At 63.4% G+C, this 25459-nt stretch carries 23 protein-coding genes; 8 read left to right on the top strand and 15 right to left on the bottom strand.

Features of this window, described 5'->3' with window-relative positions; translation table 11 throughout:
- The first annotated feature begins 28 nt into the window (after window positions 1-28).
- Together BW978_RS04685 and BW978_RS04680 are read left to right on the top strand one after the other, a co-directional pair.
- On the top strand, window positions 29-865 hold the full coding sequence (locus tag BW978_RS04685) for an SMP-30/gluconolactonase/LRE family protein (protein ID WP_076392633.1): 837 nt from the start codon (window positions 29-31) through the stop codon (window positions 863-865).
- A 208-nt stretch (window positions 866-1073) separates the two neighbouring features.
- Window positions 1074-1739 carry a PRC-barrel domain-containing protein gene (locus BW978_RS04680; protein ID WP_076392631.1) on the top strand — a complete coding sequence of 222 codons (666 nt, stop codon included), beginning with the start codon at window positions 1074-1076 and terminating at the stop codon, window positions 1737-1739.
- Between the two features lie 65 nt (window positions 1740-1804).
- Here the strand turns inward: BW978_RS04680 and BW978_RS04675 are convergent, their stop codons facing one another.
- Together BW978_RS04675 and BW978_RS04670 are read right to left on the bottom strand one after the other, a co-directional pair.
- On the bottom strand, window positions 1805-3847 hold the full coding sequence (locus tag BW978_RS04675) for an NADH:flavin oxidoreductase (protein WP_076392629.1): 2043 nt from the start codon (window positions 3845-3847) through the stop codon (window positions 1805-1807).
- 16 nt (window positions 3848-3863) lie between these two features.
- The gene (locus BW978_RS04670) at window positions 3864-5405 is read right to left on the bottom strand and encodes a trimethylamine methyltransferase family protein (RefSeq protein WP_076392627.1); all 1542 of its coding nucleotides are present in this window, start codon (window positions 5403-5405) and stop codon (window positions 3864-3866) included.
- Between the two features lie 88 nt (window positions 5406-5493).
- On the opposite strand from BW978_RS04670, the gene BW978_RS04665 reads away from it, so the two are divergent.
- Window positions 5494-6396, top strand: a complete 903-nt coding sequence (locus tag BW978_RS04665) for a LysR substrate-binding domain-containing protein (RefSeq protein WP_076392625.1) — start codon at window positions 5494-5496, stop codon at window positions 6394-6396.
- Between the two features lie 9 nt (window positions 6397-6405).
- Here the strand turns inward: BW978_RS04665 and BW978_RS04660 are convergent, their stop codons facing one another.
- Together BW978_RS04660 and BW978_RS04655 are read right to left on the bottom strand one after the other, a co-directional pair.
- Window positions 6406-7767 carry a putative bifunctional diguanylate cyclase/phosphodiesterase gene (locus tag BW978_RS04660; RefSeq protein ID WP_076392623.1) on the bottom strand — a complete coding sequence of 454 codons (1362 nt, stop codon included), beginning with the start codon at window positions 7765-7767 and terminating at the stop codon, window positions 6406-6408.
- A gap of 116 nt (window positions 7768-7883) precedes the next feature.
- Window positions 7884-9629, bottom strand: a complete 1746-nt coding sequence (locus tag BW978_RS04655; protein ID WP_076392621.1) for a response regulator — start codon at window positions 9627-9629, stop codon at window positions 7884-7886.
- A 279-nt stretch (window positions 9630-9908) separates the two neighbouring features.
- Between BW978_RS04655 and mutL the strand changes: the two genes are divergently transcribed.
- Together mutL and BW978_RS04645 are read left to right on the top strand one after the other, a co-directional pair.
- Window positions 9909-11759: a DNA mismatch repair endonuclease MutL gene (gene mutL / locus BW978_RS04650; RefSeq protein ID WP_076393215.1), complete on the top strand. Its 1851-nt coding sequence runs from the start codon at window positions 9909-9911 to the stop codon at window positions 11757-11759.
- 96 nt (window positions 11760-11855) lie between these two features.
- Window positions 11856-12086, top strand: a complete 231-nt coding sequence (locus BW978_RS04645; RefSeq protein ID WP_076392619.1) for a DUF2093 domain-containing protein — start codon at window positions 11856-11858, stop codon at window positions 12084-12086.
- Between the two features lie 3 nt (window positions 12087-12089).
- Here the strand turns inward: BW978_RS04645 and lpxK are convergent, their stop codons facing one another.
- From lpxK to BW978_RS04615, 6 genes are all read right to left on the bottom strand, one after another.
- A complete protein-coding gene (gene lpxK / locus BW978_RS04640; protein ID WP_076392617.1) occupies window positions 12090-13124 on the bottom strand; it encodes a tetraacyldisaccharide 4'-kinase in 1035 nt (344 codons plus the stop codon).
- 113 nt (window positions 13125-13237) lie between these two features.
- Window positions 13238-13945 carry an HAD family hydrolase gene (locus BW978_RS04635; protein WP_076392615.1) on the bottom strand — a complete coding sequence of 236 codons (708 nt, stop codon included), beginning with the start codon at window positions 13943-13945 and terminating at the stop codon, window positions 13238-13240.
- Window positions 13946-13967: 22 nt separating this feature from the next.
- The gene (gene waaA / locus BW978_RS04630) at window positions 13968-15287 is read right to left on the bottom strand and encodes a lipid IV(A) 3-deoxy-D-manno-octulosonic acid transferase (protein ID WP_076393213.1); all 1320 of its coding nucleotides are present in this window, start codon (window positions 15285-15287) and stop codon (window positions 13968-13970) included.
- Window positions 15288-15442: 155 nt separating this feature from the next.
- Window positions 15443-15679, bottom strand: coding sequence for a DUF4170 domain-containing protein (locus tag BW978_RS04625; RefSeq protein ID WP_006726614.1), 237 nt, complete (start codon window positions 15677-15679; stop codon window positions 15443-15445).
- A 63-nt stretch (window positions 15680-15742) separates the two neighbouring features.
- The gene (locus BW978_RS04620; protein ID WP_076392613.1) at window positions 15743-16543 is read right to left on the bottom strand and encodes a 3'(2'),5'-bisphosphate nucleotidase CysQ; all 801 of its coding nucleotides are present in this window, start codon (window positions 16541-16543) and stop codon (window positions 15743-15745) included.
- 16 nt (window positions 16544-16559) lie between these two features.
- Complete coding sequence (locus tag BW978_RS04615; RefSeq protein WP_076392611.1) at window positions 16560-17906, bottom strand: TldD/PmbA family protein; 1347 nt, start codon at window positions 17904-17906, stop codon at window positions 16560-16562.
- A 136-nt stretch (window positions 17907-18042) separates the two neighbouring features.
- Here BW978_RS04615 and BW978_RS04610 point away from each other — a divergent pair, with 136 nt between their 5' ends.
- Window positions 18043-19851 carry a monovalent cation:proton antiporter-2 (CPA2) family protein gene (locus BW978_RS04610; RefSeq protein ID WP_076392610.1) on the top strand — a complete coding sequence of 603 codons (1809 nt, stop codon included), beginning with the start codon at window positions 18043-18045 and terminating at the stop codon, window positions 19849-19851.
- 3 nt (window positions 19852-19854) lie between these two features.
- Here BW978_RS04610 and BW978_RS04605 read toward each other — a convergent pair whose 3' ends face one another.
- The 3 genes from BW978_RS04605 to BW978_RS04595 are packed head-to-tail and all read right to left on the bottom strand — an operon-like array spanning window position 19855 to window position 23352.
- Complete coding sequence (locus BW978_RS04605) at window positions 19855-20730, bottom strand: patatin-like phospholipase family protein (RefSeq protein WP_076392609.1); 876 nt, start codon at window positions 20728-20730, stop codon at window positions 19855-19857.
- A 27-nt stretch (window positions 20731-20757) separates the two neighbouring features.
- Complete coding sequence (rsmD, locus tag BW978_RS04600; RefSeq protein ID WP_076392607.1) at window positions 20758-21318, bottom strand: 16S rRNA (guanine(966)-N(2))-methyltransferase RsmD; 561 nt, start codon at window positions 21316-21318, stop codon at window positions 20758-20760.
- 6 nt (window positions 21319-21324) lie between these two features.
- A complete protein-coding gene (locus BW978_RS04595) occupies window positions 21325-23352 on the bottom strand; it encodes a pseudouridine synthase (protein WP_076392605.1) in 2028 nt (675 codons plus the stop codon).
- Window positions 23353-23421: 69 nt separating this feature from the next.
- On the opposite strand from BW978_RS04595, the gene BW978_RS04590 reads away from it, so the two are divergent.
- Together BW978_RS04590 and BW978_RS04585 are read left to right on the top strand one after the other, a co-directional pair.
- Window positions 23422-23874, top strand: a complete 453-nt coding sequence (locus tag BW978_RS04590; protein WP_076392603.1) for a nucleoside deaminase — start codon at window positions 23422-23424, stop codon at window positions 23872-23874.
- Entirely contained in the window at window positions 23874-24194 is a 321-nt protein-coding gene (locus BW978_RS04585; RefSeq protein WP_076392601.1) for a hypothetical protein, read from the top strand. Before BW978_RS04590 ends, BW978_RS04585 begins: the two co-directional genes overlap by 1 nt.
- Before the next feature lie 7 nt (window positions 24195-24201).
- Here the strand turns inward: BW978_RS04585 and BW978_RS04580 are convergent, their stop codons facing one another.
- Together BW978_RS04580 and BW978_RS04575 are read right to left on the bottom strand one after the other, a co-directional pair.
- Window positions 24202-24684 (bottom strand): GNAT family N-acetyltransferase, encoded by a 483-nt coding sequence (locus BW978_RS04580; protein WP_076392599.1) that lies wholly within the window; start codon window positions 24682-24684, stop codon window positions 24202-24204.
- Window positions 24685-24752: 68 nt separating this feature from the next.
- Window positions 24753-25385: a hypothetical protein gene (locus tag BW978_RS04575; protein WP_076392597.1), complete on the bottom strand. Its 633-nt coding sequence runs from the start codon at window positions 25383-25385 to the stop codon at window positions 24753-24755.
- Between the last annotated feature and the right edge of the window lie 74 nt (window positions 25386-25459).

Genomic DNA, 25459 nt, shown 5'->3' with positions numbered 1-25459 from the left:
TACCGGCAGAACGCTAACGGAAGAGCACATGGAACTGGGAGAGGGGCCGACCTACGACCCGACAACCGGCGCGCTTTTCTGGTTCGATATACTCGGCAAGACGCTGTGCGAACTCGATGTGGCCGGCGGCCGTCTGACCAGGCATGCCCTGCCCTTCCTCGGCAGCGTGCTGGCCATTATCGACGAGACGCGGCAGCTTATCGCTTCCGACCAGGGGCTCTTCCTGCGCGACACGATGAGCGGCACCCTATCGCCCTATGCGAAGATCGAGGACAAGCCGCAGAACCGCTCGAATGACGGCCGCGTCCATCCGAGCGGCGCCCTGTGGATCGGCACGATGAGCCGTACGGCGGAGACCGGTGCCGGCGCCATCTATCATGTGTCCGGGACAACCGTGACCAAGCTCTTTGACGCAGTCAGCATTCCGAACGGTATCTGCTTCTCGCCGGATGGGTCTGTCGGCTACTTCAACGATTCGAAGGTCAACCACATGATGCGGGTCGAACTCGATGCCGCGACCGGCCTTCCCACTGCCGCTCCAACCGTATTCATCGATCAGTCCCAGCGTCAGGGCGTCATCGACGGATCGGTCGTCGATCTCGAAGGCACGATCTGGAATGCCAACTGGGACGGCGGCGCGGTAGATCGCTATGCGCCCGACCGTCGGCATATCGCCCGCTACGCAGCGCCGATGCGTCGCCCGACCTGCCCGGCATTTTATGGCGCCAATCTCGATCGGCTCGCCGTGACCTCCTGCTGGGAAGGATTGAGCGGAGCGGAACGGTCCGAAGATCCGCTCGCGGGCGTGACCTTCGATCTCGGCGTGAGCGTCAAGGGCAAGGCAGAACCGCGGTTCAAACTCTGAGTACAACGGATTACCGACGCGGGGCCGAAAGCGGCCCCGCAAACTGCGGTCGGCGCATTTTGTTCCTGCAACCCCCTCAAAATATTAAGGACTTCGCCGGCGGAACGATCGAGGCCTCCGGACATTTTCCTCTCGAACCGACGCCGCCCAGCACTTCAGCAAGGGCAGTGTCAGTCGCAGACCATCTCAGAGGAAAGGTAGGTCCACCATGAACAAGTCTCTCAAGACCCTCGCCGCAGCCATGCTGCTCGGCTCCACCGCTATGGCCCCGTTTGCCGTCGCTCAGGACGCCACCCCGGGCGCAACGACGACGCCGCCGGCCACTATGGACGGCACGACCACGACGCCTGCTCCGGTTACCCCGGATGCGTCTATGGATGGCACGTCCGGCTCGATGGGCACCACGGCCCAGGCTCCGGCTGACGCCGCTGGCTCTGCCACGTACCTGACGGAACAGGCTGAAAACCAGATCTCGGTCAACGACTTCATGGGTCAGGCGATCTACACCGCCGACAACCAGTCGATCGGCAATATCAACGACCTGCTCGTTCAGGACGACGGTGGCATCGTAGCCGCAGTGGTCGGTGTCGGAGGCTTCCTGGGTATTGGCGAAAAGAGCGTCGCGATCCCGTTCGACAAGATCACCATCACCCGCGAAACTGCCACTGGCGATGCGGCTGATGCGGCCGCCGATGGCGAAACCCAGGCCGAAGTTGTCGCCGAGGCAGAAGTTCGCCTAACGACCACGGAGACGGCTGACAGCCTGCGCAACGCTCCGGAGTTCCGTACGCTGGATGATCAGGCCGCGGACGCTGGCACCACCGGCACAATGGCTCCGACCGACGGCACAACCACTTCGTCGACGGACAACTAATCCCGGAACGTGGGATGTGTTAAGGTCCTAAGGGGCGGCGCTTCGGCGCCGCCTTTTTCTATGCGCTAAAGCAGGCTGCAATAGCGCAGGGCATCGTAGACGGCCGCGTGGATGTTGCGGCTTTCGACCGCATCCCCGATGCGTAGAAGGTCGAAGCTGGCGGCCTTATCCTTGAGCGGCAGCGGCTCGCGTCTCGCGATCAGCGCGGCATAGTCGACTGCGCCGCGATTGCGTGAAAGCGGCTTGAGGTCCAGATAGAGATCGGCATTGGCCATGGTGCCGTGCTCCACGACCACCTGGGCGACGCGGCGCTCCACCCTCACATCTGAAAAGTCCGAGCCGAGTGTCGCGAGCAGAGCATTGCCATCGCGGCGGACGCCAACAAGCTTGGTGTTGATCGTGACGCGGACATTCCTTTCGGCAAAGGTCTTGGCATAGGGCACATGGTTCATGCCGCCCATTTCGGGCGCGAAGAAGCGCTCCGGCGAGACCACTTCGAGTTCGACGCCGGCATTGGCGATGACCTCTGCGGCACTCATGCCGGGATGCCCGCCATTGTCGTCGTAGAGCAGAACCGGCCCCTCGGGCTTCACGCTGCCGGCGAGGATATCCCAGCTCGAGGTGACGAGATCATCGCCGGCCTCGAGTTCCGGCGACTGGGCGATACCGCCGGTCGCGATGACAACCAGGTCGGGATCGAGGCCAAGCACGTCATCGACACCGGCATAGGTGTCGTAGTGGATGCTCACACCCAGACGATCGAGTTCCGCCAGACGCCAGTCGACGATGCCGACCATTTCCTTGCGGCGCGGATTGCGGGTGAGCAGGTTCACCTGACCGCCCGCCCGGCTCGATGCCTCCAGCACCTCGACATGATGCCCGCGTTCGGCAAGTACGCGCGCGGCTTCCAGGCCCGCCGGCCCTGCCCCGACCACGACGGCCTTTCGGATCTCTGGCGCTTTCGGCAGGTCATGCGGGATCAGTGCCTCGCGGCTGGTGGCGGCATTGTGGATGCAGAGCGCCTCTCCGCCTTCATAGATGCGGTCCAGACAGTATGTCGCGCCGACGCAGGGGCGGATCTGGTGCTCGCGGCCCTCGATGATCTTTCTGACGATATGCGGATCAGCGATATGGGCGCGGGTCATTCCGACCATGTCGAGCTTGCCCTCGGCAATCGCATGGCGGGCTGTCGCGACATCGGCGATGCGGGCGGCATGGAAAACCGGGAACTTGGTCACCGCCCTGATATCACCGGCGAAATCGAGATGCGGCGAGGCGGCCATGCCTTGGATCGGGATAACGTTGTTCAAGGACGCGTCGTGCTCGATATGCCCCCGGATGATGTTGAGAAAGTCGATCTTGCCGCCGGCTGCGAAGCGCTTCGCGATCTCCACACCCTCGTCGCGGGAAAGACCTTCGTCCCAATCCTCGTCGGCGACCATGCGGATGCCGACGATGAAATCGGGGCCGACGGCCTTTCTGACGGCATCGATCACCAGGTTGGAGAAGCGCATGCGGTTGCCGAGCGAGCCGCCGAATTCATCCTCGCGACGGTTGGTGGCCGGTGACCAGAAGCTGTCCATCAGGTGGCCATAGGCCTCGAACTCGATGCCATCGAGGCCGGCTTCCTGCATGCGGGCGGCGGCCGTCGCATAGTCTTCTACGATACGCTCGATATCCCAGTCCTCGATCTCCTTAGGGAAATGCCGGTGGGCCGGCTCGCGGATCGGTGATGGTGCCAGCACCGGCAGCCAGTCGCCCTTGTTCCAGTTGGTGCGTCGACCGAGATGGGTGAGCTGGATCATCACGGCGCAGCCATGCTCGTGACAGTCGTCGGTCAGGCGCTTCAGATGCGGGACGATTTCGTCCTTCCAGGCGAGCAGATTGCCGAAGGCGGGCGGGCTGTCGCGGCTGACACTGGCGGAGCCTGCGGTCATGGTCAGCGCAATGCCACCCTTCGCCTTTTCGACGTGGTAGAGCCGATAGCGCTCGGTCGGCATGCCCGCTTCCGAATAGGCCGGCTCATGTGCCGTGGACATGATGCGGTTCTTCAGGGTCAGGTGCTTCAGCCGGAAGGGCTGGAGAAGGGGATCACGGTTCCCGGTCATTCGTCATGCATTCCGTTCAATACCAGGCGTCCGGCTTGGCGCGCTTCGTTCTCTCGACATAGTCTAGAAGCGCCTCGTCGATGGCGACATCCAAAGGCGGCGCTTCGTATTCGGCAAGCGTCTTTTTCCAGCGGGCATTGGCACGCGTCGCCATATCCGTGGAGCCGGCTTCCGACCACTTTTCGAAGGGTTCGTTGTCGGACAGACCCGAATCCCAGAAGGCGGTCTGGTAGTTGCGCATGGTGTGGGCCGAACCGAGAAAGTGGCTGCCGGGGCCAACCTCTTCGAAGGCATCCATGGCGAGCGTGTTGTCATCGACCACGACGCCGGCGAGGTAGGAATGCAAGGCGCCGCAGAAATCGGTGTCCATCACGAACTTTTCGTAGGACATGGCGAGCAGTCCATCGACGAAGCCTGCCGAATGCAGGATAAAGTTCGCGCCGCAATGCACGGCGGACATCATCGACATGACGCCTTCCTGCATGGCCTGGGCATCGGGCAGCTTGGAATTGGAGAAGTTTCCAGCACAGCGCAGCGGCAATTTCAGCCGGCGAGCGAGCTGGCCGATCACCATCGAGCCGATGGCAGGTTCCGGTGTGCCGAAGGTCGGCGAACCCGAACGCAGGGACATTGACGAAAGGAAGTTGCCGAAGATGACGGGCGCGCCGCGGCGCTCCAGTTGGGTCAGAGCACATCCGGCCATGGTTTCGGCGAGCGACTGGGCAATGGCGCCGGCATTGGTGACCGGCCCCATGGCACCACCGAGAATGAAGGGCACGATCACGGCGGCCTGATTGGCCCGCGCATAGGCGCGCAGAGCCCGCGTCATGGTGCCGTCCCAGACGAGCGGCGAGTTGACGTTGACATTGCCGAGGATGACGCAGTTCCGGTCGACGAAATCGGCTCCGAAGAGGATGCGGGCCATTTCGATCGATTCCTCGGCACGGTCCTCTGCCGTTACCGAGCCCATGAACGGGCGGTCGGAATATTTCATGTGGCTGTAGACCATGTCGAGGTGGCGCTTGTTGACGGGCACGTCGACCGGTTCGCAGATTGTGCCGCCCGAATGGTGCAGCCAGGGCGAGGACTGGGCGAGCTTGATCAGGTTGCGGAAGTCCTCGATCGTGCCGTAGCGGCGCCCCTTGTCGAGGTCCATGACGAAGGGCGAGCCGTAGGCCGGCGAGAAGACGACCGCATTGCCGCCGATCTCGACATTGTTTGCAGGGTTGCGGGCATGCTGGGTGAAGATTGGCGGGGCCGAGCTAAGGATTTCGCGCAGCATGCCCTTCGGGAACCGCACGCGCAGCCCATCCATCTCGGCACCCGCCTTGCGCCAGAGCTCCAGCGCTGCCGGATCGTCGCGGAATTCGATGCCGATCTCGGCGAGGATCCGATCGGCCACAGCCTCGATCCGCTGAAGGTTTTCGTCCGACAGGATGTCATAGGTCGGAATGTTGCGACGGATATAGGGAACCACTAGAGGCGAGACCAAGGCTCCCCCTCTTCGGGCCGAACGCTGCCTGCGCGTGCCTGGGTTCTCCGCAAGTGCCTGATCCATGACGCTTCCCCTCGTTTTCTTAGAGGCTAGTTCAGAGCAAAGCGACTGTGACGCTGGAAAATTGCTGGAGATGCAATAAGCTCAACTTATGACAACATTTCGCAATCTCATCCCCTCTGCCAATGCGCTCGTGATTTTTGAAGCGGCCGGGCGACACGAGAACTTCACCCGGGCGGCGGAAGAGCTCGGCATATCGCAGGTCGCCGTCTCCTATGCCATCCGTGGGCTCGAACAGCAGCTCGGAACGCAGCTCTTTGAGCGGCAGCATCGGGCAGCGCGGCTGACAGAGGTCGGCGAGCGGTTTCATGCCGACGTATCGGCCGGGCTGTCGCGCATCGGTCGGGCGGCGGAGGAAATCCGGATGAAGGGCCGTGAGGTGAATGTGACACTCGCGGCCTCGACTGCCTTTGCCTCGATGTGGATGCTGCCGCGACTTTCCGCCCTCAGGGACGATCTGCCCGACATCGATCTCAGGATCCAGACCAGCGTGCGGGATCTCGATCTCGACGAGGAGAACATTCCGCTCGGGGTGCGCGGTGGTCATCCGCAGGACTGGCCGCATTACCATTCAGCTGAGCTTGCGCCAGAGATTGTCACCGCCGTGGCGAGCCCCGCCTTCGTAGAGGCGAACGGTTTGCCGGACAGTCCCGAAGCGATCGCCCGACACGGGCTGATCTGGCTGGAGGAACCGGTGCGGCAGGCCTGCAGCTGGCCGGAATGGTTTGCCTCGGCCGGCATCGACTATCGGCCGACGGGGCGGCGGCTGGCGATCAACGATTATGTTCTGGTGATCCAGGCGGTCCTCGCTGGCCAGGGCATCTCGCTCGGCTGGAAGCATCTCGTCGAGCGGCTGGTCGAGCAGGGTCAACTCGTCGAAGTGGGCAGACATGCTCTTAGGACCGGCCAGGCCTTCCATGTCGTCTGGCCGAGATCGCGCGAACTGAGCGCGGCTGCCACACGGGTGCGGGACTGGCTGCTGAAGCAGACCTGAGGAACAGGATCAGGCCGAGGCGCGATCGACGAGCGCGAAGTCGTGATGGTTCTCGGCCAGATAACGCAGCGTCGCGGCTGCATCGACCGGCTTGCCGAAATAATAGCCCTGCCCCATGCCACAGCCGAGTTCGCGCAGCTTCTGGGCTTCGGATTCCGTCTCGATGCCTTCCGCGACGACCTCGAGATCGAGGCCTTCACACATGCTGACGATCGCCTTGATGATGTGTTCCGAGGTGCGGTCGGTGGTGATCGCCGAGACGAAGGCGCGGTCGATCTTCACCTTGTCGAAGGTGAATTCGCGCAGACGGCCAAGGCTCGACTGGCCGGTGCCGAAATCGTCGAGCGAGATGCGGATGCCGGCGTCCTTCAACTCCTTGATGATCCGCCGTGCGGTGTCAGCCGAGGACATGACGGCCGTCTCGGTGATTTCCATCTCAAGGCGGCGCGGGTCAAAGCCAACGCTGTTCAGGATCGAGAGCGTATTAAAGGAGGTTCTGAGGTCCATCAGCTGGACCGAGGAGAGATTGAAGGACAGGAAGAGATCACGCGGCCAGGCGAGTGTTGCTTCGGCTGCCTTGCGCAGAAGCGTCTCGGAGAGCGTGTCGATGAAGCCGCGCTCTTCGGCGAGCGGCACGAAGACAGCGGGAGACACGAAGCCGAGATCCGGATCGATCCAGCGAGCCAGCGCCTCAAACCCGACGATACGGTTGTCGCGCAGCCGCACGATCGGCTGGAAATGCACATCGACCGTATCGTTGATGATGGCATTACGCAGCGCCTGCTCAAGCTGCGTCGCCTGTTTCATCTCCTGGGCGATCTCGCGGGAATAGACGGTGATCTGGCCACGGCCACGACGCTTGGAGCGATAGAGCGCCGTCTCGGCACTCTTCATCAGCTCTTCGAAATCCTCGCCGGCAAAGGGATAGACGGCAAAGCCGAGGGAAGCGGAGAGGCGCACATTGCGGTCGCCGAGATCGTAAGGCGCGGACAACACGTCCTTGATCAGCTGGCCGGCCCGCTCGGCGCCCAGGCGCTCGAAGACCAGCGGCAGAACAATGGCGAATTCATCGCCGTCGTGTCGCGTGACGGTCGCGCCATCCGGCACGCAGGCCTTCAGGCGGTGGGCGACCTGGCAGAGGATCTCGTCGCCGGCAGCCTGGCCGAAGAGGTCGTTGATCGGTTTGAAACCATCGAGATTGACGATGCCGACAGTGAATGGGGCAGGATCCGATGCGCGGTCGGCGGCAAGCTGGCGCACCTTGTCGCCCAGCCGATGGCGGTTGCCAAGGCCGGTCAAGCGATCGGTGTAGCCTGTCGTCTTTTGGTCGCTCTGGCGTTGCTGCTCAGGGCCTAGTCCGGCGGGACCCATTCATGCTTCCTGGTACGGTTCTTTCACACGTCCCAGAATGGGTCTAAAACATTAAAATTATCATATCGATGCATGTAAAGCGGCGACCAAGGACACCCCAAAAATCGGGGTCTGGGTCAGGCCGTGGACGCCAGTCTAGCGATATCGGGAACGAGGCGGCGAATGGCCTGATCGACGACATCAGGGCTCAGCGGCTTGAGGATGACATCGTTCATGCCCGATGCGAAGCAGGCTTCGCGGTCCCTGTCGAAGGCCTGTGCGAGAACGCCGATGATCGGCGTCGACAGTTGGGCGTCATCCGATGACTTGCGGATGCGGCGGGCGGCCTCGAAACCGTTCAGCCCCGGCAGCGTCACATCCATGAGGACGATCGCCGGCTTCAGCTCGGTGCAGAGGCTTACCGCCGTCTCGCCGTCGGCGCAGATGCGATAAGCATAGCCCAGGCCTTCGAGGATCTGCGAAAACACGATCTGGTTTATCTCGTTGTCTTCGGCCACGAGAACCAGAGAGGGCTGGCGTGGCGGTGTTGGTTTGACCAGGACCGCCGCGGCGGGCTCCGCCGGCCGCATGGTCACGGCCGGCTCCAGTGCTGCCGGAACGTCCTCCGTGGTGATTTCCCAGTCGTCCGCCGGAGATGGCCGCGCTTGCAATGCCGTCATGCGATCGAGGACGGTAAAGGCCAGATCCGTGGCAATTTCGTTTTCCGCCAGCGTCAGATAATCGATGTCGACGGCCTGAAGCAGCTCCAGGCACTGCATGTCCAGGTCGACATCGACGATGGCAAGGTCAATGACCACACCCACCGAGCGGGCGACGGACAGAAACGCATCGAGTTCTTCATCATTGCGCACACAGCAGCTGTCGAGGCCGAGGAGCTGCAGGATCTCAAGCGCGCGCGCCTCGAATTCGCGGTCGCCGGTGATGAGCAATGCCTTACGGCCGTTCAACCGTCCGTCGAGCGCCGCATATCCAGCGCCCTCATCATCGCGCGTTTCAGGCATTTCGGTCGGGTATGACTGCAGGTCAGCGCCACTGCCGACTTCGCCAAGGCTCGAGACAATCAGATAGCGGCCGGGCGTCCCGACCCGCTGGACATGCACGAGGATCGGCCGCGGTGGATCGCCGTTGAGACGCATGGGCAGGGTCAGCGAGGATGTGAGACCGGTTTCCAGCACCTGACGAGAAACCGTTGCGAGGCGCGCGGCGACCTCGGCCTCGAACAAGGACGCGATTGTGCCGCCGAGCGCGGTGTCGGCGCCGACCGAGATGGCCGAACAGAAGACCTTGTTGACCGCCACCAGCTGAAGATTGCGGTCCTGAACGAAGACAGGATGGGCAAGATTGTCGAGGATTTCTTCGGTCAGCTGGACACGTTCGATATCGGCGCGCCACTGCTCTTCCCGGCGCTTCTGCTCGGTGATGTCGCTCATTACGCAGAAGCCGAAACCGGAGGGCAGACGACGCTTGGAGAACCGGGTCCAGCGCTTGCTGTCGTCGCAGGACTGAATTTCGTAGCGTTCCTTCCAGTGGGCGGCGATCTGGCGGGTTAGCCATTCCTCGCGACTGAGCACTGCCTCCGACTGGCCGCTAGCCGCCTGGCGCAGGCCGAGGTCATAGGCGGCGCCGAGAATGTCTCTCAGGCGCGTGCCGGGCTCGAAGAAGGAGGCCGGCAACGGCACAAACTGACGGGCGCTGCGGCTGGCAAAGATCAGATGATCGTTGCGATCATAGACAATGAAGGCGGAGGAGAAGGCCTCGGACACCGCATCCAGCAGGGCAGCATCGAGCGCAGCTTCGGCCGACGGATTGTCGTGCCCCTGCCGTCTCTTATCCTGGCCGGGGGCCGGTGGAAACTCGCTCACACTGCTGCCTCTTGGAACCTCGTTGCTGAACGCAACGAGACTTTTGTGGGGCTGATGCCATGACGGAGACATGCCGAACCATGCTTCTGGCGGGAACCCACACGAGAGACACCGCGGCTGTGTCCTCATTCCGCTGCCAGCGGACCTGCGCTCAGAGACATTGCAAGTCATTGTTCAGATTAGAGACATTCCGTTAAGGCCCACTTAATGCTGGGCATCGTCCGCACGCAGTTACGATTTCGTCTTTCGTCGCAGCCAAGAATCCGCGAAAATGGCTTCATGATCATCAAGCAGCTCTCCGAAACGCTCATCAACCAGATCGCCGCCGGCGAGGTCATCGAAAGACCGGCCAGTGCGGCGAAGGAATTGATCGAGAATGCGATCGACGCAGGCGCCACCCGGATCGAGGTGGCAACCGCCGGCGGTGGCAAGACGCTACTGCGCGTCATCGACAATGGCTGCGGGATGGGGTCGGAGGATCTGGCGCTAGCCATTCGCCGGCATTGCACGTCGAAGCTCAACGAAACCTTGTTCGACATCCGCTCGCTCGGCTTCCGGGGCGAGGCCCTGCCCTCGATCGGCTCGGTCGCCAAGCTGACGATCACCAGCCGTCCGGCCGGCGCCGACAGCGGCGCCGAAATCGCCGTGGTCGGCGGCAAGGTGGGGGACGTGCGCCCGGCAGCAGCCAATCCCGGCACGACGGTCGAGGTGCGTGATCTGTTCTTCGCGACACCGGCGCGGCTGAAATTCATGAAGACGGAAAAGGCGGAGGCGGGCGCGATCACCGAGATCGTCAAGCGCATGGCGATTGCCTTTCCGGCGATCCGCTTCGTGCTGTCAGGGACGGATCGCTCGACGCTCGAATTTCCCGGCACCGGCGACGATCATCTGGCGCGCATCGCTCAGATACTGGGTGCCGATTTCAAGGACAATGCGATCGAGCTCGATGCCGAGCGGGAGGATGTGCGGCTCACAGGCTTTGCCGGCGTGCCGACCTTCAACCGAGGCAATTCCGCCCATCAATATGCCTTTGTCAACGGACGCCCCGTGCAGGACAAGCAGATCCTATCGGCGATCCGCGGCGCCTATGCCGAGACGATCCCGCAGGGGCGCTATCCGGTGGCGGTGCTCTCATTGACGCTCGACCCGGCACTGGTCGACGTCAACGTGCATCCGGCGAAATCGGATGTGCGTTTCCGTGACCCGGCCCTGGTGCGCGGGCTGATCGTCGGCGCCATCCGGCAATCGCTGCAGCGCGAGGGCGACCGGGCGGCAACGACCGGGGCCGGCGGCATGCTGCGCGCCTTCCGGCCAGGGTTCTCGCCGCAACCGGCACAGGCATGGTCTCCGGCCAGTTCCCCGTCGCGGCCTCTTTATGGCGGTGCGCCGAGCTTTGGCGGCGGATTTGCGGCAGCTGCCGCACCGGCTGCGCGCGGTTTTGGCGAGGCGGCGCAGGCAGCATTCGACAGCCTGTCCGTGCCGACCGCCCGCAGCGAACCGGTCGTGACCGCCCCTGCCCCCCAAAGCGCTTCTGTCGAGGCGATCTCGAGCTATCCGCTGGGGGCTGCAAGGGCGCAGGTGCATGCCAACTATATCGTGGCGCAGACGGAGGACGGCCTCGTCATCGTCGACCAGCATGCCGCTCATGAACGCCTGGTCTTCGAGCAGATGCGCAAGGCGCTTACGGGCCGACGGCTCGCCTCACAGGGTCTGCTCATCCCTGAGATCATCGACCTGCCTGAAGAAGACTGCGACCGGCTGATGCTACACGCGGAAAGCCTGGAACAGCTGGGGCTTGCGATCGAGCGCTTCGGGCCGGGGGCAATCGCGGTGCGCGAGACACCGGCGATGCTCGGCGAAATGGACGCAACGCAGCTGGTGCGCGATCTCGCCGACGAAATCGCCGAATGGGATACGGCCGACCGGCTGTCGGCCAAGCTCGAACATGTCGCGGCGACCATGGCATGCCATGGTTCGGTGCGATCAGGCCGGCGGCTTCGGGTCGAGGAAATGAACGCGCTTCTGCGCCAAATGGAGCAGACGCCGGGCTCAGGCCAATGCAATCATGGACGACCCACCTATGTGGAGCTCAAGCTCTCTGATATCGAACGGCTGTTCGGACGTAGCTGAGCCGCCGCAGACGGTGGGTTTTGCGGCGAGCCATCTTTCAATCGCCCGGAGGGCGCTGTATTGCAGTTCCGTGACACGCGGCGCAGGAGAAGAGTGATGAACCGTTTCGACGGCGGCGGAAACCGCGAGGCCAAGATCCGCTATCTCGATGCCGATTTCCAAATCCTGACACCGGGGACCTTCGTCACCTGCGCGATCACCGGTCGTCCGGTGCTGGTCGATGAACTTCGGTACTGGAGCGTCGTCCGGCAGGAGCCTTACGCGGATGCGGCGGCTTCCCTGGAAGCCGAGAAGCGCGCGGGCGCGCTGCCCAACCAGCGGCGCTGAGCCTCAGGCCTTCTTGCCGAGACGCCTGCGGCGGCAGGCCTCGATCGCCCGGTCGATGATCAGATCCGGCGCCTTCGGGTCGTTGAAGAGCATGTCGACATCGACGACCCTCGATTTTTCCCGAAGCTCTTCCGATCGGCCGTGACCACCCGACAGGCGGACGCTGTCCTTGGCCGTCGTGACGAGTTGCAGGCCCTGTCTTTCGGCGCGAGCGATAAGATCGGATATCTCATCCTCGGCGAGGTGATGGTGATCGGGGAAATCCTGACGATCGGCGATGACGGCGCCGAGCTCACCCAAAGTGCGATAGAACTTGTTGGGGTCGGCAATGCCTGCATAGGCAAGCACGGATAGACCGACGAGTTCGCGGCCGGTGCTCGGCACGACATTGGCGACCAGGACCGGCTTGCCGCTGCGGGATGCCTTGCGGACGAACTGATCGGCGGCATCGCCCTTGCCGACCTTCAGGATCGCATCGAGGTGGTGCATCTGGATACCGATCGGAGCCCGCACAGGGCCCGACGGGACGACCCAGCCATTGCCGATGCCGCGCTGGCTGTCGATGACGATCAAGGCGTAGTCGACCATGAGGCGCGCACTCTGGAAACCGTCATCCATGATGATGAGGTCGGCCCCCTCAGCTACCAGCTTCTCGGCCCCGGCAACCCGTCGACGGGAGATGACCGTCAGCGCCTCGCGGGCGAGCAGCAAGGGCTCGTCACCAACGGCGGTCGAACGATGATGATGCGGGTCGACGACCGTCGTGACATCGAGAGAGCCGCCATAACCACGGCTGAGAAAACCGGGGTTCAGTCCACGCGCCTTCGCGGCCCTGGCGATCGCGATCGCGGTCGGCGTCTTGCCGGCGCCGCCGACGGTAAAGTTTCCGATGCAGATGACGGGGACGGACAGGGCATGCCGGCGGCGGTGGCGCATGACGGCACCGGAAATGCGGCCATAGGCGAAGGAGAGCGGATAGAGGCAGATCGCCTGCCAGCCGGTCTTTGTCCACCAGAAGGGTGGTGCCTCGGATACCATTCTTGTCCCTGTCGTGACCTCAGCGCCCCGCGGACGCCTTCTCATCGGCGGAACAAGAACCATTGCAACGCCCGATGGTCAAGCGCGAGCGTGCCGAAATGGCACGGCGTGCCTCAGGCGAAAAGCGCTTCAAGCCCGGTGATGTCGCCCAAGATCATATCGGAATGCTGGGTCAGCGTTTCCCGCGAGCCGGTTCCGGAGAGGACACCGATCTTCAACCCGGCGCCGGCATTCAGCCCCATATGCAGATCGTGATTGTTGTCGCCGACGACGGCAACTTCCGACGGGGCAAGACCCGTTGCCGCGCAAAAGCCCAGCACCATGCCGGCCTCCGGCTTCTTGCCGTGGCCGCTGTCATAACCGGCGATGTAGTCCACGAATGGCATGATCCCGAACCGTTCTGCAGCAACCCGGATCGAGCGTTCGTTGTCGCTGGAGGCAATTCCAAGGCGAAGGCCCTTGCCATGCAACCGGGCGAAAAGCGGTTGAAGCTCGGTGACCGGCACGGAGAACTCGGCGGCCTTGGCGAAGCACGCGTCGATCTTCGGTACCAAAACCTCCAGAGCAATGGGCGAACCCGCCGCAATCATGCCATCGGCGATCTCGACCGTATTGCCGGCCGCAAACAGACTGTCAGGCACGATGTCACCGGACACCGGGTCCATGCCGCAAGCCAGAAGCAACGCATCGGCTAGTGCTTGATCACCATCCGCCGCCATCAGGGCCACTTCCCGGTTGACCGGTCCCCAGCTCGCGTCAAAATCGAGCAGCGTCCCGTCCTTGTCGAACAGGATGCCGGCAATCCGGGGTTTGTCGTTCATGGAAGATGTCCTGAAGTGAGTGTCAGCTCTGGCCCGCAGCGCGCGGCTCGAGTTTGGCCTTGACGGAGAGAGGGCTGATATAGGGTTCGAGACCCTTGAGGGTCGCGGTCAGCGCACCGCGCATTTCCTGCATGCTCTCGAGGCCGGCGTCGATCATCTTGGCGCGGGCGACTTCGTTGTTGAGCAGGAAATGGACCGCCTTGGCCAGCATTTCGGCATCACGAACGATGCGGGCTGAGCCCTTGCGCACGAGGCGCTGGTAGCTTTCGCGGAAATTGCTGACCTGGGGACCAGACAAGACGGCGCAGCCGAGCATGGCCGGCTCCAGCGGGTTCTGACCGCCTTCGGCCGAAAGCGAACGGCCGACGAATGCGACCTCCGTCAGGCGCAGGTAAAGCCCCATTTCGCCGATGGTATCGCCGAGGAAGACATCCGTTTCGGGCGTAATGACATCGCCGCGCGTGCGGCGCGCGACCACGAGGCCCTTTTCGACCAACATGGCCTCGATTTCGTCGCAGCGGTCGGGATGGCGTGGCACAAGCACGGTCAGCATGCCGGTATGCGCCTTGAGTGCCCGATGCACCATCGAGGCGATCTTCTCCTCGCCTTCGAAGGTCGAGATCGCCGCCCAGGTCTTGCGGTCGCCGATCTGCTGGCGGTAGCGCTCCAGCACCTGCTCATCGCAGGGCGGCGCGTCGCTGTCGACCTTGATATTGCCCGACACGCTGACCGGCCAGGCGGCCAGATCGCGGAAGCGTTCCGCATCGAGGTCGGACTGGGCAATCACCAGCGCCAGTTTGCCAAACAGCGTTTCGGCGATCGAGGGATGGCGCTTCCAGCGATCGAAGGACCGATCGGACATGCGGGCATTGACCAGGATCTGCGGGATATGCCGCCGATGCAGTTCGGCAAGCGTCGTCGGCCAGATCTCGGATTCGACGCCAATTGCAACATCCGGCTGCCAGTAGTCGAGGAAACGACGAATGCAGGGGAGAAGGTCGAGCGGCACATACTGGTGCAGGACCATGTCGCCGAGGCGGTTCTTTGCGACTTCCGCCGAGGTCACTGTGCCGGTGGTCAAGAGCACATGAATGTCACGGCGGCGCAGTTCGCGCATCAGGGCGATAACAGCCGTCGTTTCGCCGACGCTTGCGGCGTGGATCCAGACCAGCGGACCAGCGGGTCGGGCAAGGCTCGCATGACCAAAGCGTTCGCTGCGGCGGGCGCGGTCTTCCTTGCCCTTGGCGGCCCGATAGGCAAGCAAGGGGCGCGATAGCGGATAGGCGGCGAGACCCAGCCAGCCGTAGGACGTCAGAGCAAGCGATGCGAGACCGTCGCTCAGTGCCATCTATCAAACCTGCTCATCTTCATCGACAATGCCGTTCTTCCCGTTCAGGAGGCGTCGCTACGCAACAAGAGAGATGCAAGAAGACTGAGTTGAAACCGTGACCATTGGAGGTCGAATGCAGCGGCGGCGCGGTGGCCGCCGACCGGTCCTTACTTCTCGGAAGGATTGAGCAGCCTGTGCATGTGGACGATGAAGTAACGCATATGGGCGTTGTCGACCGTCTCCTGTGCCTTCGCCTTCCAGGCGACAAGCGCGCTGGCATAGTCCGGGAAAATGCCGACGATATCGAGCTTGGTCAGATCACGGAACTGTACCTGTTCAAGGTTTGACAATTCACCGCCAAAAACGAGATGGAGAAGCTGCTTGTTTTCGTTGGATTCCGTCATGTTTGCGGCCTTTTTCTCATTCCTAGTCTGTTGGGAACCATCTGCGCGATTTCGCCCCAAAGGTCAACTCCGGGGAATTCGGGAGATGTTCTTGAGCAAGGCTGGAAGTAGCTCTCGCGATGCTGCGCAGAGCACCGGATGCGTCACTTCTTGCCTGTTGTACACGAGTGCTTCGCCGTCGAGATCGGTGATCGCCCCGCCGGCACGCGCAAGGATCAGATCGGCAGCAGCCAGATCCCAGTCATGGCTGCTCTTCTTCACCAGCGTCGCATCGATGCGGCCGTCGGCCACCAATGCCAGCCGGTAGGCGAGCGAGGGTATGTGATCGACGCGCTCGATGCGGGGTCTGATCGCCGAACTGAAACTTGCGACCATGTCCTGTGCCGAGGCGAACTTGAGGCTTCCCTCGATGCCGGCCGTCGAGACCGAAATGTCCTGGCCGTTGCGGCGCGCGGGGCCATCGATCGTTGCGGTAAACTCTTCGCCCAGGGACGGCGCGACCAGAATTCCGGCGACGGGTGCTCCCTTGTGGACGACGGCCACCGAAACGCACCAGGTATCCTTGCCTGCGAGGAAAGCCCGGGTGCCGTCGATCGGGTCGACGACGAAGAGCGTGTCGCAGGAGAGCCGTGCCGGATCGTCGTCCGTCTCTTCCGACAACCAGCCGTAGTTCGGCCGCGCGTGGCGGAGGATCTCCTCGAGGATGCGGTTGGCGGCATAGTCGGCCGCGCTGACCGGCGAGCGCCCCTCGTTCTTCCACCAGACCTCGGGCGACTGGCCGAAATGGGCCATTGCCACCTTGCCAGCCTCGCGGGCAGCGTCCGTGATCAGCGCAAGGTCCGCCTGCCAGTCGAATTGCGGCATGGGCTCGGGCTTTCGATCAGGTTCCGGCAAGGGTCATGCCCTCGATGGCAAGTGTGGGAGCTGCGACACCGAACTTGCGGTCGATGTCATTGGCCACCGTGATCCGCATGAACATGTCCTTCAGATTGGACGCGATCGTGATCTCGGAGACCGGATAGGTGAGTTCGCCGTTCTCGATCCAGAAGCCGCTCGCACCACGGCTGTATTCGCCGGTGATCATATCGACGCCACTGCCGATCATATCGGTGATGTAGAGACCCGTGCCGACGCTGCGGATCAGGTCATCAGGCGAAATGTCGCCCGGCTCCAGCGCGAGATTGGTGGAGGATGGCGAGACCGATGTGCCGCCGCGTACGCCACGGCCATTGGTCTTGAGGCCAAGCTCCCGAGCGGCAGACGAGGACAGGAACCAGTGTTTCAGGACACCGTCCTCGATCATCGTCAGCGGCTTGCCCGAGATGCCTTCGCCATCAAAGGGGCGCGACGAGGAGCCACGGACCTTCAGCGGATCATCGGTGATGTTGAGGCCGGCCTTCAGGACCTGTTGGCCCATCTTGTCGCGCAGGAAGGAGGTCTTGCGGGCGACCGATGCACCATTGATGGCGCCAGCGATCGTGCCCGCGAAGCCTCTGGCGACGCGCGGGTCGAAGACGACGGTGAGGTTGGAGGCGGTCGGCACCTGGCGCGGGTTCAGTCGCCGGATCGCGCGCTCGGCGGCGCGGCGACCGATTTCTTCCGGGCTGTGGAGATCGGCGAAATAGAGGCGGCTGTCGAAATCGTGGTCGCGCTCCATCTTGGTGCCCTCGCCAGCAATGACGCCAACCGAGCGGGAGAAGCGCGAGCCGGCATAGCTGCCGGAAAAGCCATGTGAGGTGACGAGCACGAGGCCACCCATGCCGGCCGAGGCTCCCGCGCCCAGAGAATTGCTGACGCCGGTGACCGAACGGGCCGCTTCTTCCATGGCGAGTGCGCTTTCGCGCAACTGATCGCCAGAGACTTCCGTCTCATCAAAGAGTTGCAGGTCGGGAATATCACGGGCAAGATCGCTCTCGTCGGCGAGGCCGGCAAAGGGATCTTCGGGCGAGACCTTGGCCATCGCGACGGCGCGTTCGGCGAGCGCCTTGAGGTCGAAGCCCGGATTGGCCGACACGCTCGCCACCTGGCGACCGATAAAGACGCGCAGTGAAAAGTCGTCGCTCTCGGATGCTTCGGTCGACTCGACCTTGCCGAGCCGGACGCTGACCCCCTTGGAACGAGAGCGCACGACGACCGCATCTGCCTTGTCGGCCCCAGCCTTGACGGCGAGGTCGACGAGTTGCTCGGCGCGTTCGAGGAGGTTGGCGGAATCGATTTGATTGGGCATAGGTTGGCCTTTCCTTCACGCTCCATTTATTGTGCCTGTGAAGGGGCATCAAGGGTGGATCGGGCTTTTCCGTTCACGAGCCCGGCATAGTTCCATTTCAGGTCAGCCCGATCCGGCAAACGAGGAGACAGAACCCTTGGCCAGCGCAACCGAAGCCCTGTTCGCCCAACCCCTGCTTCTCCTCGGAGGAGCGGTCATCGCAGCGCCGATCTTCCGCAAGCTCGGGCTTGGAACCGTGCTCGGCTATCTCGCCGCCGGCGTGGTGATCGGCCCCGTCCTGCACCTGATCGGAGGCTCGGGAGAAATCCTGGCCGTCGCCGAACTCGGTGTCGTGCTGCTGCTCTTCATCATCGGGCTCGAACTGAAGCCCAGCCGATTGTGGCACATGCGGCGCGACATTTTCGGGCTAGGGACCAGCCAGGTCGTGCTCACGGGCCTCCTGCTGACGGCGCTGGTCTATGCGGCAGGCCTGCTTGACTGGCGCGGCGCGTTGGTTGCCGGCTTCGGCCTCGCGCTGTCGTCGACCGCCTTTGCACTGCAATTGCTCGAAGACTATGGCGACATGAACAGCCGCTACGGGCAGCGCTCCTTCTCCATCCTGCTCTTCCAGGACCTCGCCATCGTGCCGCTGCTGGCCATGGTCACTATCCTCAGTTCCCAGGGTGGCGAGGCGCAGCAATCTCCGCTGATCGAGATCGGGATCGCGGTTGGCGCGGTGATCGGCATGATCCTGGCCGGGCGCTACCTGCTCACACCGATGTTCCAGATCATCGCGCGGACGGGTGCGCGCGAGGTGATGATCGCGGCAGCGCTCTTCGTTGTTCTCGGATCGGCCTATTTGATGCAGGTGGCAGGCCTTTCGATGGCCATGGGCGCCTTCCTTGCCGGCGTGATGCTGGCCGAGTCTTCCTATCGTCACGAGCTGGAGGCCGATATCGAGCCTTTCCGCGGACTGTTGCTGGCGCTCTTCTTCATCGCTGTCGGCCTGTCGATGGAGTTAGAGGTCATCGTCGACAATCTGGTCCTGATTGCCGTTGCGGTACCGGTGCTGATGGCGGTGAAGGCGCTGGTGATCTACGCGATCTGCCGCGTCTCGGGCTCGTCGCGCAACGATGCGATCCGTATCGGCGTGTTGTTGCCGCAAGGTGGCGAGTTCGGTTTCGTGCTCTTCACCACGGCTGCGGCCGCCGGCCTCTTTTCGGGCGCGCAGTCGTCCCTGCTCATTTCCATCGTCACCCTGTCCATGGCGCTCACGCCGCTGACGGCGCTCATCGGCCAGCGCCTGCTGGCCCGCGAGACGTCGGACAAGGAGGAGATGGACGAGGATTTCGAAGGCGCCGGATCGGATGTGCTGATGGTCGGCTTCTCCCGCTTCGGTCAGATCGCCGCGCAAATCCTGCTCGCGAGCGGGCGGGACGTGACCATCCTCGACGACAGCCCCGATCGCGTGCGCCAGGCGGCAACCTTCGGCTTCCGCATCTATTTCGGCGACGGCACGCGGCTGGACATGCTGCGGGCGGCAGGGATCGAAAAGGCGAAGATTGTCGCCGTTTGTACCCACAGGAAGGATATCACTGACAAGATTGTCGATCTCATCCGCTCCGAATATCCCGATGTGCGCCTTTTTGTGCGGTCCTATGACCGCATCCACAGCCTGGAGCTACGAGCCCGAGACGTCGAATACGAGCTGCGTGAGACCTTCGAGTCCGGTCTGCTCTTCGGGCGCCGGACACTGCAAGGTCTCGGCGCTACGGAAGACGAGGCTTATGAGATCGGCGAGGACATCCGTCGCCGCGACGAGGAGCGGCTGAGGCTGCAGGCGCAAGAGGGCATTCTTGCGGGCCGGGAACTCATGCATCAACGCCCGGTCAGGCCGGAACCGCTGATCAAGCCGAAGAAGCCGATCCACGCCGTCGAAGACGAAGAACAGGCACCGGCTGCCTGATCCTCACCGGCGGACAAAATCCTCGATGCGGGCGGAAAGATCCCGCTTCAGGGGCTCCTTCATGCGGTCGCAGATTTCAAGGATCTGCCGGGCCTTGAAGAAATCGAGGACCTTGTAGCTGTTGACCTCAGGCCGGATATAGATGTCCGGCTGGCAGATCTTCATCTTCAGCGCGATATGCGACTGCATCATCAGCTGCGATGCTCCGAAGAGACTGTCGATACGGTTCGGCATCAGCGACCCATCGCCCTCGGGCGCGCCGATCACATCAATAGCGACCATGATGTCGACCTTGCCGACGAGGTGGTCATAGGGCACCGGATTGAAGATGCCGCCATCGATCATCAGGCGGCCACCGATAGTGACCGGGGCGAAAAGTGCTGGAATTGCGGCGGAGGCGGAGAGCGCCTCATAGAGATCGCCTTCGGTTCGGACCAGTTCGCACTGGCCGTAGTAATCGGTGGCGATGACGGTCAGCGGTAGCCGCAGGTCCTCAAAGGTCTCGGGGATATCAGGCGGCAGGAAGGCGCGCAGCAGCCGCGGCAGGTTGAACTGGCCAAGACGGAAACCGCCCAGCGCGCGAATGCTCGCCGGGCGCATATTCCAGAAACGGTTGAGAACAAGGCCTCGGTTGTCGGCGAGCCCCAGCGTATAGTCCCTGATGTCGCGTCCGCTCATGCCTGCTGCGTAACCGGCACCGAGGATCGCGCCCATGGAGGAGCCGGCGATCAATGCCGGCTTGATGCCGAGTTCATCGAAGACTTCGAGCACCGGAATATGGGCAAAGCCGCGCGCGCCCCCTGCCCCAAGTGCAAGACCAATGGCCGGATCGGCCTTCACGGCATTCGAGGGGATGGGCGTTTCAGCGACGAGATCCATGGGCCAGGCCTTACTCCACGTGGGGGATCAGGATGGCCTATAGGAAAAGAAGTACATTTTCGTGTCACCGAAGGTCCGCTCCTCGATGAAGGCGAAAACCGGGTCGAGAGAAACCTGAACATCGGCGCGCTCTTCGAGGATGACGAGTGCGTCCTTTGCCAGCCAGCCGCCCTGATGGGCCGAAAGCAAAGCCTTCTCGCCGAGACCCTTACCATAGGGTGGATCGGCAAAAACCAGTTCGAAGGGTTCGATGTTGTTAGCAGGGCCGAGATCGGTGGCGTCGCGTCTCAGCATGCGGGCGCGGCCATGCAGGCCGAAGGCATCGATGTTTTCCCAAAGCAGGCCGCGCCCCTCGACGCTGTTCTCGACGAAGAGCGCCGACTTGCAGCCCCGCGACAGCGCCTCGATGCCGACAGCACCGGTGCCGGCGAAGAGGTCGAGAATGCGGGTTCCATCGAGCACACCCGGATGGGCGTGCGCGAGGATGTTGAACAGGCTCTCGCGCGTCCGATCGACGGTCGGCCGGATGTCATTGGACTTCGGCGTGGCCAGGTTACGGCCACGAAACTCACCGCCAACGATGCGCATGACGGCTTACCTCTTGCCCTTGGGGGCGCCCGTGCGGGGACCGGAGGGCTTAGCCCCGGGACCACCGGAGCGCGGACCGCCGGCAGGACGTCCGCCCGGCTTGCCGCCGAAGCTCTTTCCGCCACCAGGCTTGCCGCCAAATGACTTGCCAGCAGGTTTGCCAGCCGGCTTGCCAAAGGACTTGCCAGCGGGTCGATCACCAAAGGGACGGTCGCCCGCAGGTCTGGCGCCACGCGGCTTGTCACTGAAGGGCCTGTCGCCGGCCGGACGCTCACCCCGGGGACGATCATCACGGGGGCGATCATCACGGGGCCTGTCATCACGGGCGCGATCCGGCGTGAACCGTTCCGTGCGCGGACGATCCGGTTTGTCGCCGAAAGGTTTGCGAGGACCACGATCACCGAAATCCTTGCGGGGACCACGGTCGCCGAAGTCCTTGCGCGGGCCACGATCTGTACCCTCGCGACGTGGACCGCCGGGCGCGCCTTCGCGGCGCGGGCCGCGGTCTTCGCCTTCCCGGCGGGGCGCGCGCTCGGCACGATCACCGAAATCGCGCTTGGGGCCGCGATCCGACCCTTCACGACGAGGCGCACGATCATCACCGTCGCGGCGGGGCGGACGGGCGCCGAAGCCACCGGGCTTTCCACCACGGTCACCACCGCGGCCGCCGGGCTTCTGATCCGGGCCGTCGGCGCGAATCCAATCACCCTCCTCGTCCCGGGCACGGGTAATCTGTACGGTGGACGTCGGACGATCGTCGAAACGTTCGGCGGGCTGAGCGCCGCGCGGATCGGGCTTGCGACGGGCAGCGGCAGCAGCCGCCTTTTCGCCGAGCGGACGCGCACCAGGCGCCATCCAGACATTGGCGGTGCGGCCCTTGGTGTTTCCTGCCGGGCGCTTCGGCTTATCGGCGAACTTGTCGTTGGGCTTGGCATCTTCGCGGCGGGTGTCGAGGCGTCCAAGCGCCCGCTCGCGGCGGTCACCCTTGTCGGACCAGTCCTTCGGAGCAGCGCGCTTTTTGTCCGTCGGGCGCTCGTCGCGGCCCCATTCGGCCTTCGGCTCTCGGCCGGGTTTCTTCGCAGGAGCCGCAGCGTCTTCCTCGTCGACCTCGACACCATGGGCATAGATCGGCGCGTCGAAGTTGGCCTTTGATTCCTCGATCAGGCGGGGCCCGAGCTGATCGCGCAGCATGCGGCCACGCACTTCCTGGACCTTGCCTTCCGGCAGATCGCCGAGCTGGAACGGACCGTAGGAGATGCGGATCAGGCGGTTGACCTCAAGGCCGAGCGCGCCGAGCACGTTCTTGATCTCGCGGTTCTTGCCTTCGCGCAGACCCATGGTGATCCAGACATTGTGGCCCTGCTTGCGGTCGAGCGTCGCGTCGATCGCGCCGTAGAGCACGCCGTCGACAGCGATGCCTTCCTTCAGTGCATCGAGCGCCGGCTGATCGACTTCGCCATAGGCGCGCACGCGGTAGCGGCGCAGCCAGCCAGTCGTCGGCAGTTCGAGCACGCGGGCGAGGCCACCGTCATTGGTGAGCAGCAGTAAGCCCTCGGTATTGATGTCGAGGCGGCCGATCGACATGACGCGCGGCAGTTCTTCCGGCAGGTTTTCGAAGACCGTTGAGCGGCCTTCCGGATCGGAATTGGTCGTCACCAGGCCGGCGGGCTTGTGATAGAGCCACAGACGCGTGCGTTCGATGCCGCGGATCGGCTGGCCATCGACCTCGATCGTGTCGGCGAGCGTGGCGTTGAGGACCGGGGTCTCCAGCACCTTGCCGTTCACCGACACGCGGCCTTCCATGATCATGCGCTCGATGTCGCGACGGGATGCGACGCCGGCGCGGGCGAGCAGTTTGGAAATGCGCTCGGGCTTCACGGTCTCGTCGCCGGCCGGCGCTTCGGCGCGCGGCGCACGCGCGGGCTTGTCTGCGGAGGCTGCGGACGGCTTGGCGGACGGTTTTCTGGTTTGCGGCTTGCCGCTGCGGTCGGAGGGCTTGCCCGCCGGACGCTTGGACTTGTCTTTGAATGTCATTTGTTGTTTGCCTGTGGTTTGGGCTGTCGTATCAGGTCGCGCGGCTCGGGTTAAGTGGAAAGTTCGTGCATGGGGAAGACAAACGGCTTCATGGAAGCGGCCTTCGAAGAGGCCCGTGCGGCCGGTGAGCGCGGCGAGGTTCCGATCGGCGCCGTGGTCGTGCGCGACGGCGAGATCCTCGGGCGGGCGGGCAACGAGTCGAGAGCGCTCAACGACGTCACCGCTCACGCCGAAATCCTAGCAATTCGCCGAGCGGCAGCATCCGTCTGCGACGAGCGTCTGGTTGACGCCGATCTCTATGTCACGCTCGAGCCCTGCACGATGTGTGCGGCCGCGATCTCCTTTGCTCGAATTCGCCGACTCTATTATGCTGCGCAGGATACCAAGGGCGGCGGTGTTGAGAACGGCGTGCGCTTTTACCAGCAGCCGACATGCCACCATGTTCCGGAAGTTTATTCCGGTATTCGCGAGAGCGAGGCCGCGGACCTGCTGCGGAGCTTCTTTCAGGAAAGGAGAGACTGATGGTCTATATCATGCTCGCCGTGTCGATCGCGGCCATGGCCGGCATCGCGATCTGGGCCTATCGCAACGTCGCTCCCGATGCAGACCGGCTACCGATGCAGTGGTCTGCGCGCGGCGAGATCAACTGGCGGGCGCCGCGCCTGATTGCGATCGCGGTAACCCCGCTGCTGATGCTCACACTGATCGTCGTGATCTTCATCTTCTCGCGCGATAATCATGTCGAGCGGAACATGGCACTTCTGTGGATCTCCTTCCTCGGACCTGCGCTTCAGGCCCTGCACATGGCGCTGGTGGCTCGGACGGCGGAGAACGAGGAGTGAGCCAAGCTCACTCTGCGCTGGCAAAGGCCTTCAGCTTGTCGCCGGCCAGGCGGTAGCGGATCCATTCGTTCTGCGGCTCGGCACCCACGGCGTCATAAACGCGAATGGCAGGCTCGTTCCAGTCCAGCACGCTCCACTCGAAACGGCCACAGCCCTTTTCCACCGCCAGCCGCGCCAGATGCCTGAGCAGGAGCTTGCCGGCGCCCGAGCCCCGACAATCGGGCGAGACGTAGAGGTCTTCCAGATAAAGACCGTTCTTCGCCTGCCAGGTGGAATAGCTGTAGAACCAGACGGCGAAACCCGCCGGGCGTCCGTCATGTTCGAGGATTGCCGCTTCGGTGACCGAGCCCTCGCCGAAGATCGAGGTGCGGATCGTTTCCTCCGTCGCCTCCACCTCATGGCCCGCCTTTTCATAGACGGCAAGTTCGGTGATGAAGCCCAAGATGACGGCGGCGTCGTCTGGTGTTGCGGGGCGGATGGTGAACGACATGGATCGACCTCAAGCAAAAGGGCAGGTCGTTTCCGCCCTGCCCCAAAAACATTCTCTTCCAGCGGCACTTACTGGAAAGGCATCCACCAGGAGCTGCCCTGACGCGCTGCCTTGGCTTCGGCCTTGCGGCGCCTTTCCTTCTTCTGCTCCGGCTCGCCCAGATCGCTCAGAGCCACTTCCTGTGTCTGACGATATTCGGTCGGCGGATCGGAGAGAAGGCGGCGCTGGTCGAGATAGGCGCCCTTCTGAAGCTGGCGCGCATCGCGGAATGCCTGCCATTTCTGGGTCTCGGTCATCGTGCCGGCCGTGCCGTAACCGGCGAGCAGCGGCGAACGGTAACGCGGATTGTCGGCATTGGCGTCGGCCTCGGCCACAAGACGTTCGCGCGCCTCTTCCGGCGATTCCACCCATTCAGGATTATTGTCGCGGCTGGCAACCGACTGCTGCGGCGCGACGAGCCCGGCCGTCTGCGTACCGCCCGGGGGAAGCACGAGGTCAGGACGCGGGTTGTACTTGGTGCCCTTGTTGGCAGCCTCGCGCGGGGCGATCGACACGGCCGAGCCGACGTCGTCGACCAGCTGCTCCATCGCCGTCTTGTCGGTGCCATAGGTCGGGCTGCCGACGCAGCCGGACAAACCCGCTGTGACGCCGAAGAGACCAACCAGACCGAGGCCAACTCTGAACAGATATGCCGAATTCATGAATGCCTACCAGCCTCGCCGCAGTTTCATCAGTCATGCCGAATGCTAGCGACCAGCCCTGCCGGTCGATTTCG

This window comes from Rhizobium sp. RU33A, from assembly GCF_900156055.1.
In the GTDB taxonomy this organism is placed as follows: domain Bacteria; phylum Pseudomonadota; class Alphaproteobacteria; order Rhizobiales; family Rhizobiaceae; genus Allorhizobium.
Note: the sequence above shows the minus strand (reverse complement) of the source record. Positions and strands in the feature narration are given on the sequence as shown.

Bases quoted from the DNA above. Each gene is read 5' to 3' on its own strand.
- BW978_RS04685 (WP_076392633.1), top strand. From the start codon at position 29: ATGGAACTGGGAGAGGGGCCGACCTACGACCCGACAACCGGCGCGCTT.
- BW978_RS04585 (WP_076392601.1), top strand. From the start codon at position 23,874: ATGGTCTATATCATGCTCGCCGTGTCGATCGCGGCCATGGCCGGCATC.
- mutL (WP_076393215.1), top strand. From the start codon at position 9,909: ATGATCATCAAGCAGCTCTCCGAAACGCTCATCAACCAGATCGCCGCC.
- BW978_RS04605 (WP_076392609.1), bottom strand. From the start codon at position 20,730: ATGGATCTCGTCGCTGAAACGCCCATCCCCTCGAATGCCGTGAAGGCC.
- BW978_RS04635 (WP_076392615.1), bottom strand. From the start codon at position 13,945: ATGAACGACAAACCCCGGATTGCCGGCATCCTGTTCGACAAGGACGGG.
- BW978_RS04680 (WP_076392631.1), top strand. From the start codon at position 1,074: ATGAACAAGTCTCTCAAGACCCTCGCCGCAGCCATGCTGCTCGGCTCC.
- BW978_RS04670 (WP_076392627.1), bottom strand. From the start codon at position 5,405: ATGGATCAGGCACTTGCGGAGAACCCAGGCACGCGCAGGCAGCGTTCG.
- BW978_RS04645 (WP_076392619.1), top strand. From the start codon at position 11,856: ATGAACCGTTTCGACGGCGGCGGAAACCGCGAGGCCAAGATCCGCTAT.
- BW978_RS04620 (WP_076392613.1), bottom strand. From the start codon at position 16,543: ATGCCGCAATTCGACTGGCAGGCGGACCTTGCGCTGATCACGGACGCT.
- BW978_RS04615 (WP_076392611.1), bottom strand. From the start codon at position 17,906: ATGCCCAATCAAATCGATTCCGCCAACCTCCTCGAACGCGCCGAGCAA.
- BW978_RS04595 (WP_076392605.1), bottom strand. From the start codon at position 23,352: ATGACATTCAAAGACAAGTCCAAGCGTCCGGCGGGCAAGCCCTCCGAC.
- BW978_RS04580 (WP_076392599.1), bottom strand. From the start codon at position 24,684: ATGTCGTTCACCATCCGCCCCGCAACACCAGACGACGCCGCCGTCATC.
- BW978_RS04625 (WP_006726614.1), bottom strand. From the start codon at position 15,679: ATGACGGAATCCAACGAAAACAAGCAGCTTCTCCATCTCGTTTTTGGC.
- BW978_RS04575 (WP_076392597.1), bottom strand. From the start codon at position 25,385: ATGAATTCGGCATATCTGTTCAGAGTTGGCCTCGGTCTGGTTGGTCTC.
- BW978_RS04675 (WP_076392629.1), bottom strand. From the start codon at position 3,847: ATGACCGGGAACCGTGATCCCCTTCTCCAGCCCTTCCGGCTGAAGCAC.
- rsmD (WP_076392607.1), bottom strand. From the start codon at position 21,318: ATGCGCATCGTTGGCGGTGAGTTTCGTGGCCGTAACCTGGCCACGCCG.
- lpxK (WP_076392617.1), bottom strand. From the start codon at position 13,124: ATGGTATCCGAGGCACCACCCTTCTGGTGGACAAAGACCGGCTGGCAG.
- BW978_RS04660 (WP_076392623.1), bottom strand. From the start codon at position 7,767: ATGGGTCCCGCCGGACTAGGCCCTGAGCAGCAACGCCAGAGCGACCAA.
- BW978_RS04665 (WP_076392625.1), top strand. From the start codon at position 5,494: ATGACAACATTTCGCAATCTCATCCCCTCTGCCAATGCGCTCGTGATT.
- BW978_RS04590 (WP_076392603.1), top strand. From the start codon at position 23,422: ATGGGGAAGACAAACGGCTTCATGGAAGCGGCCTTCGAAGAGGCCCGT.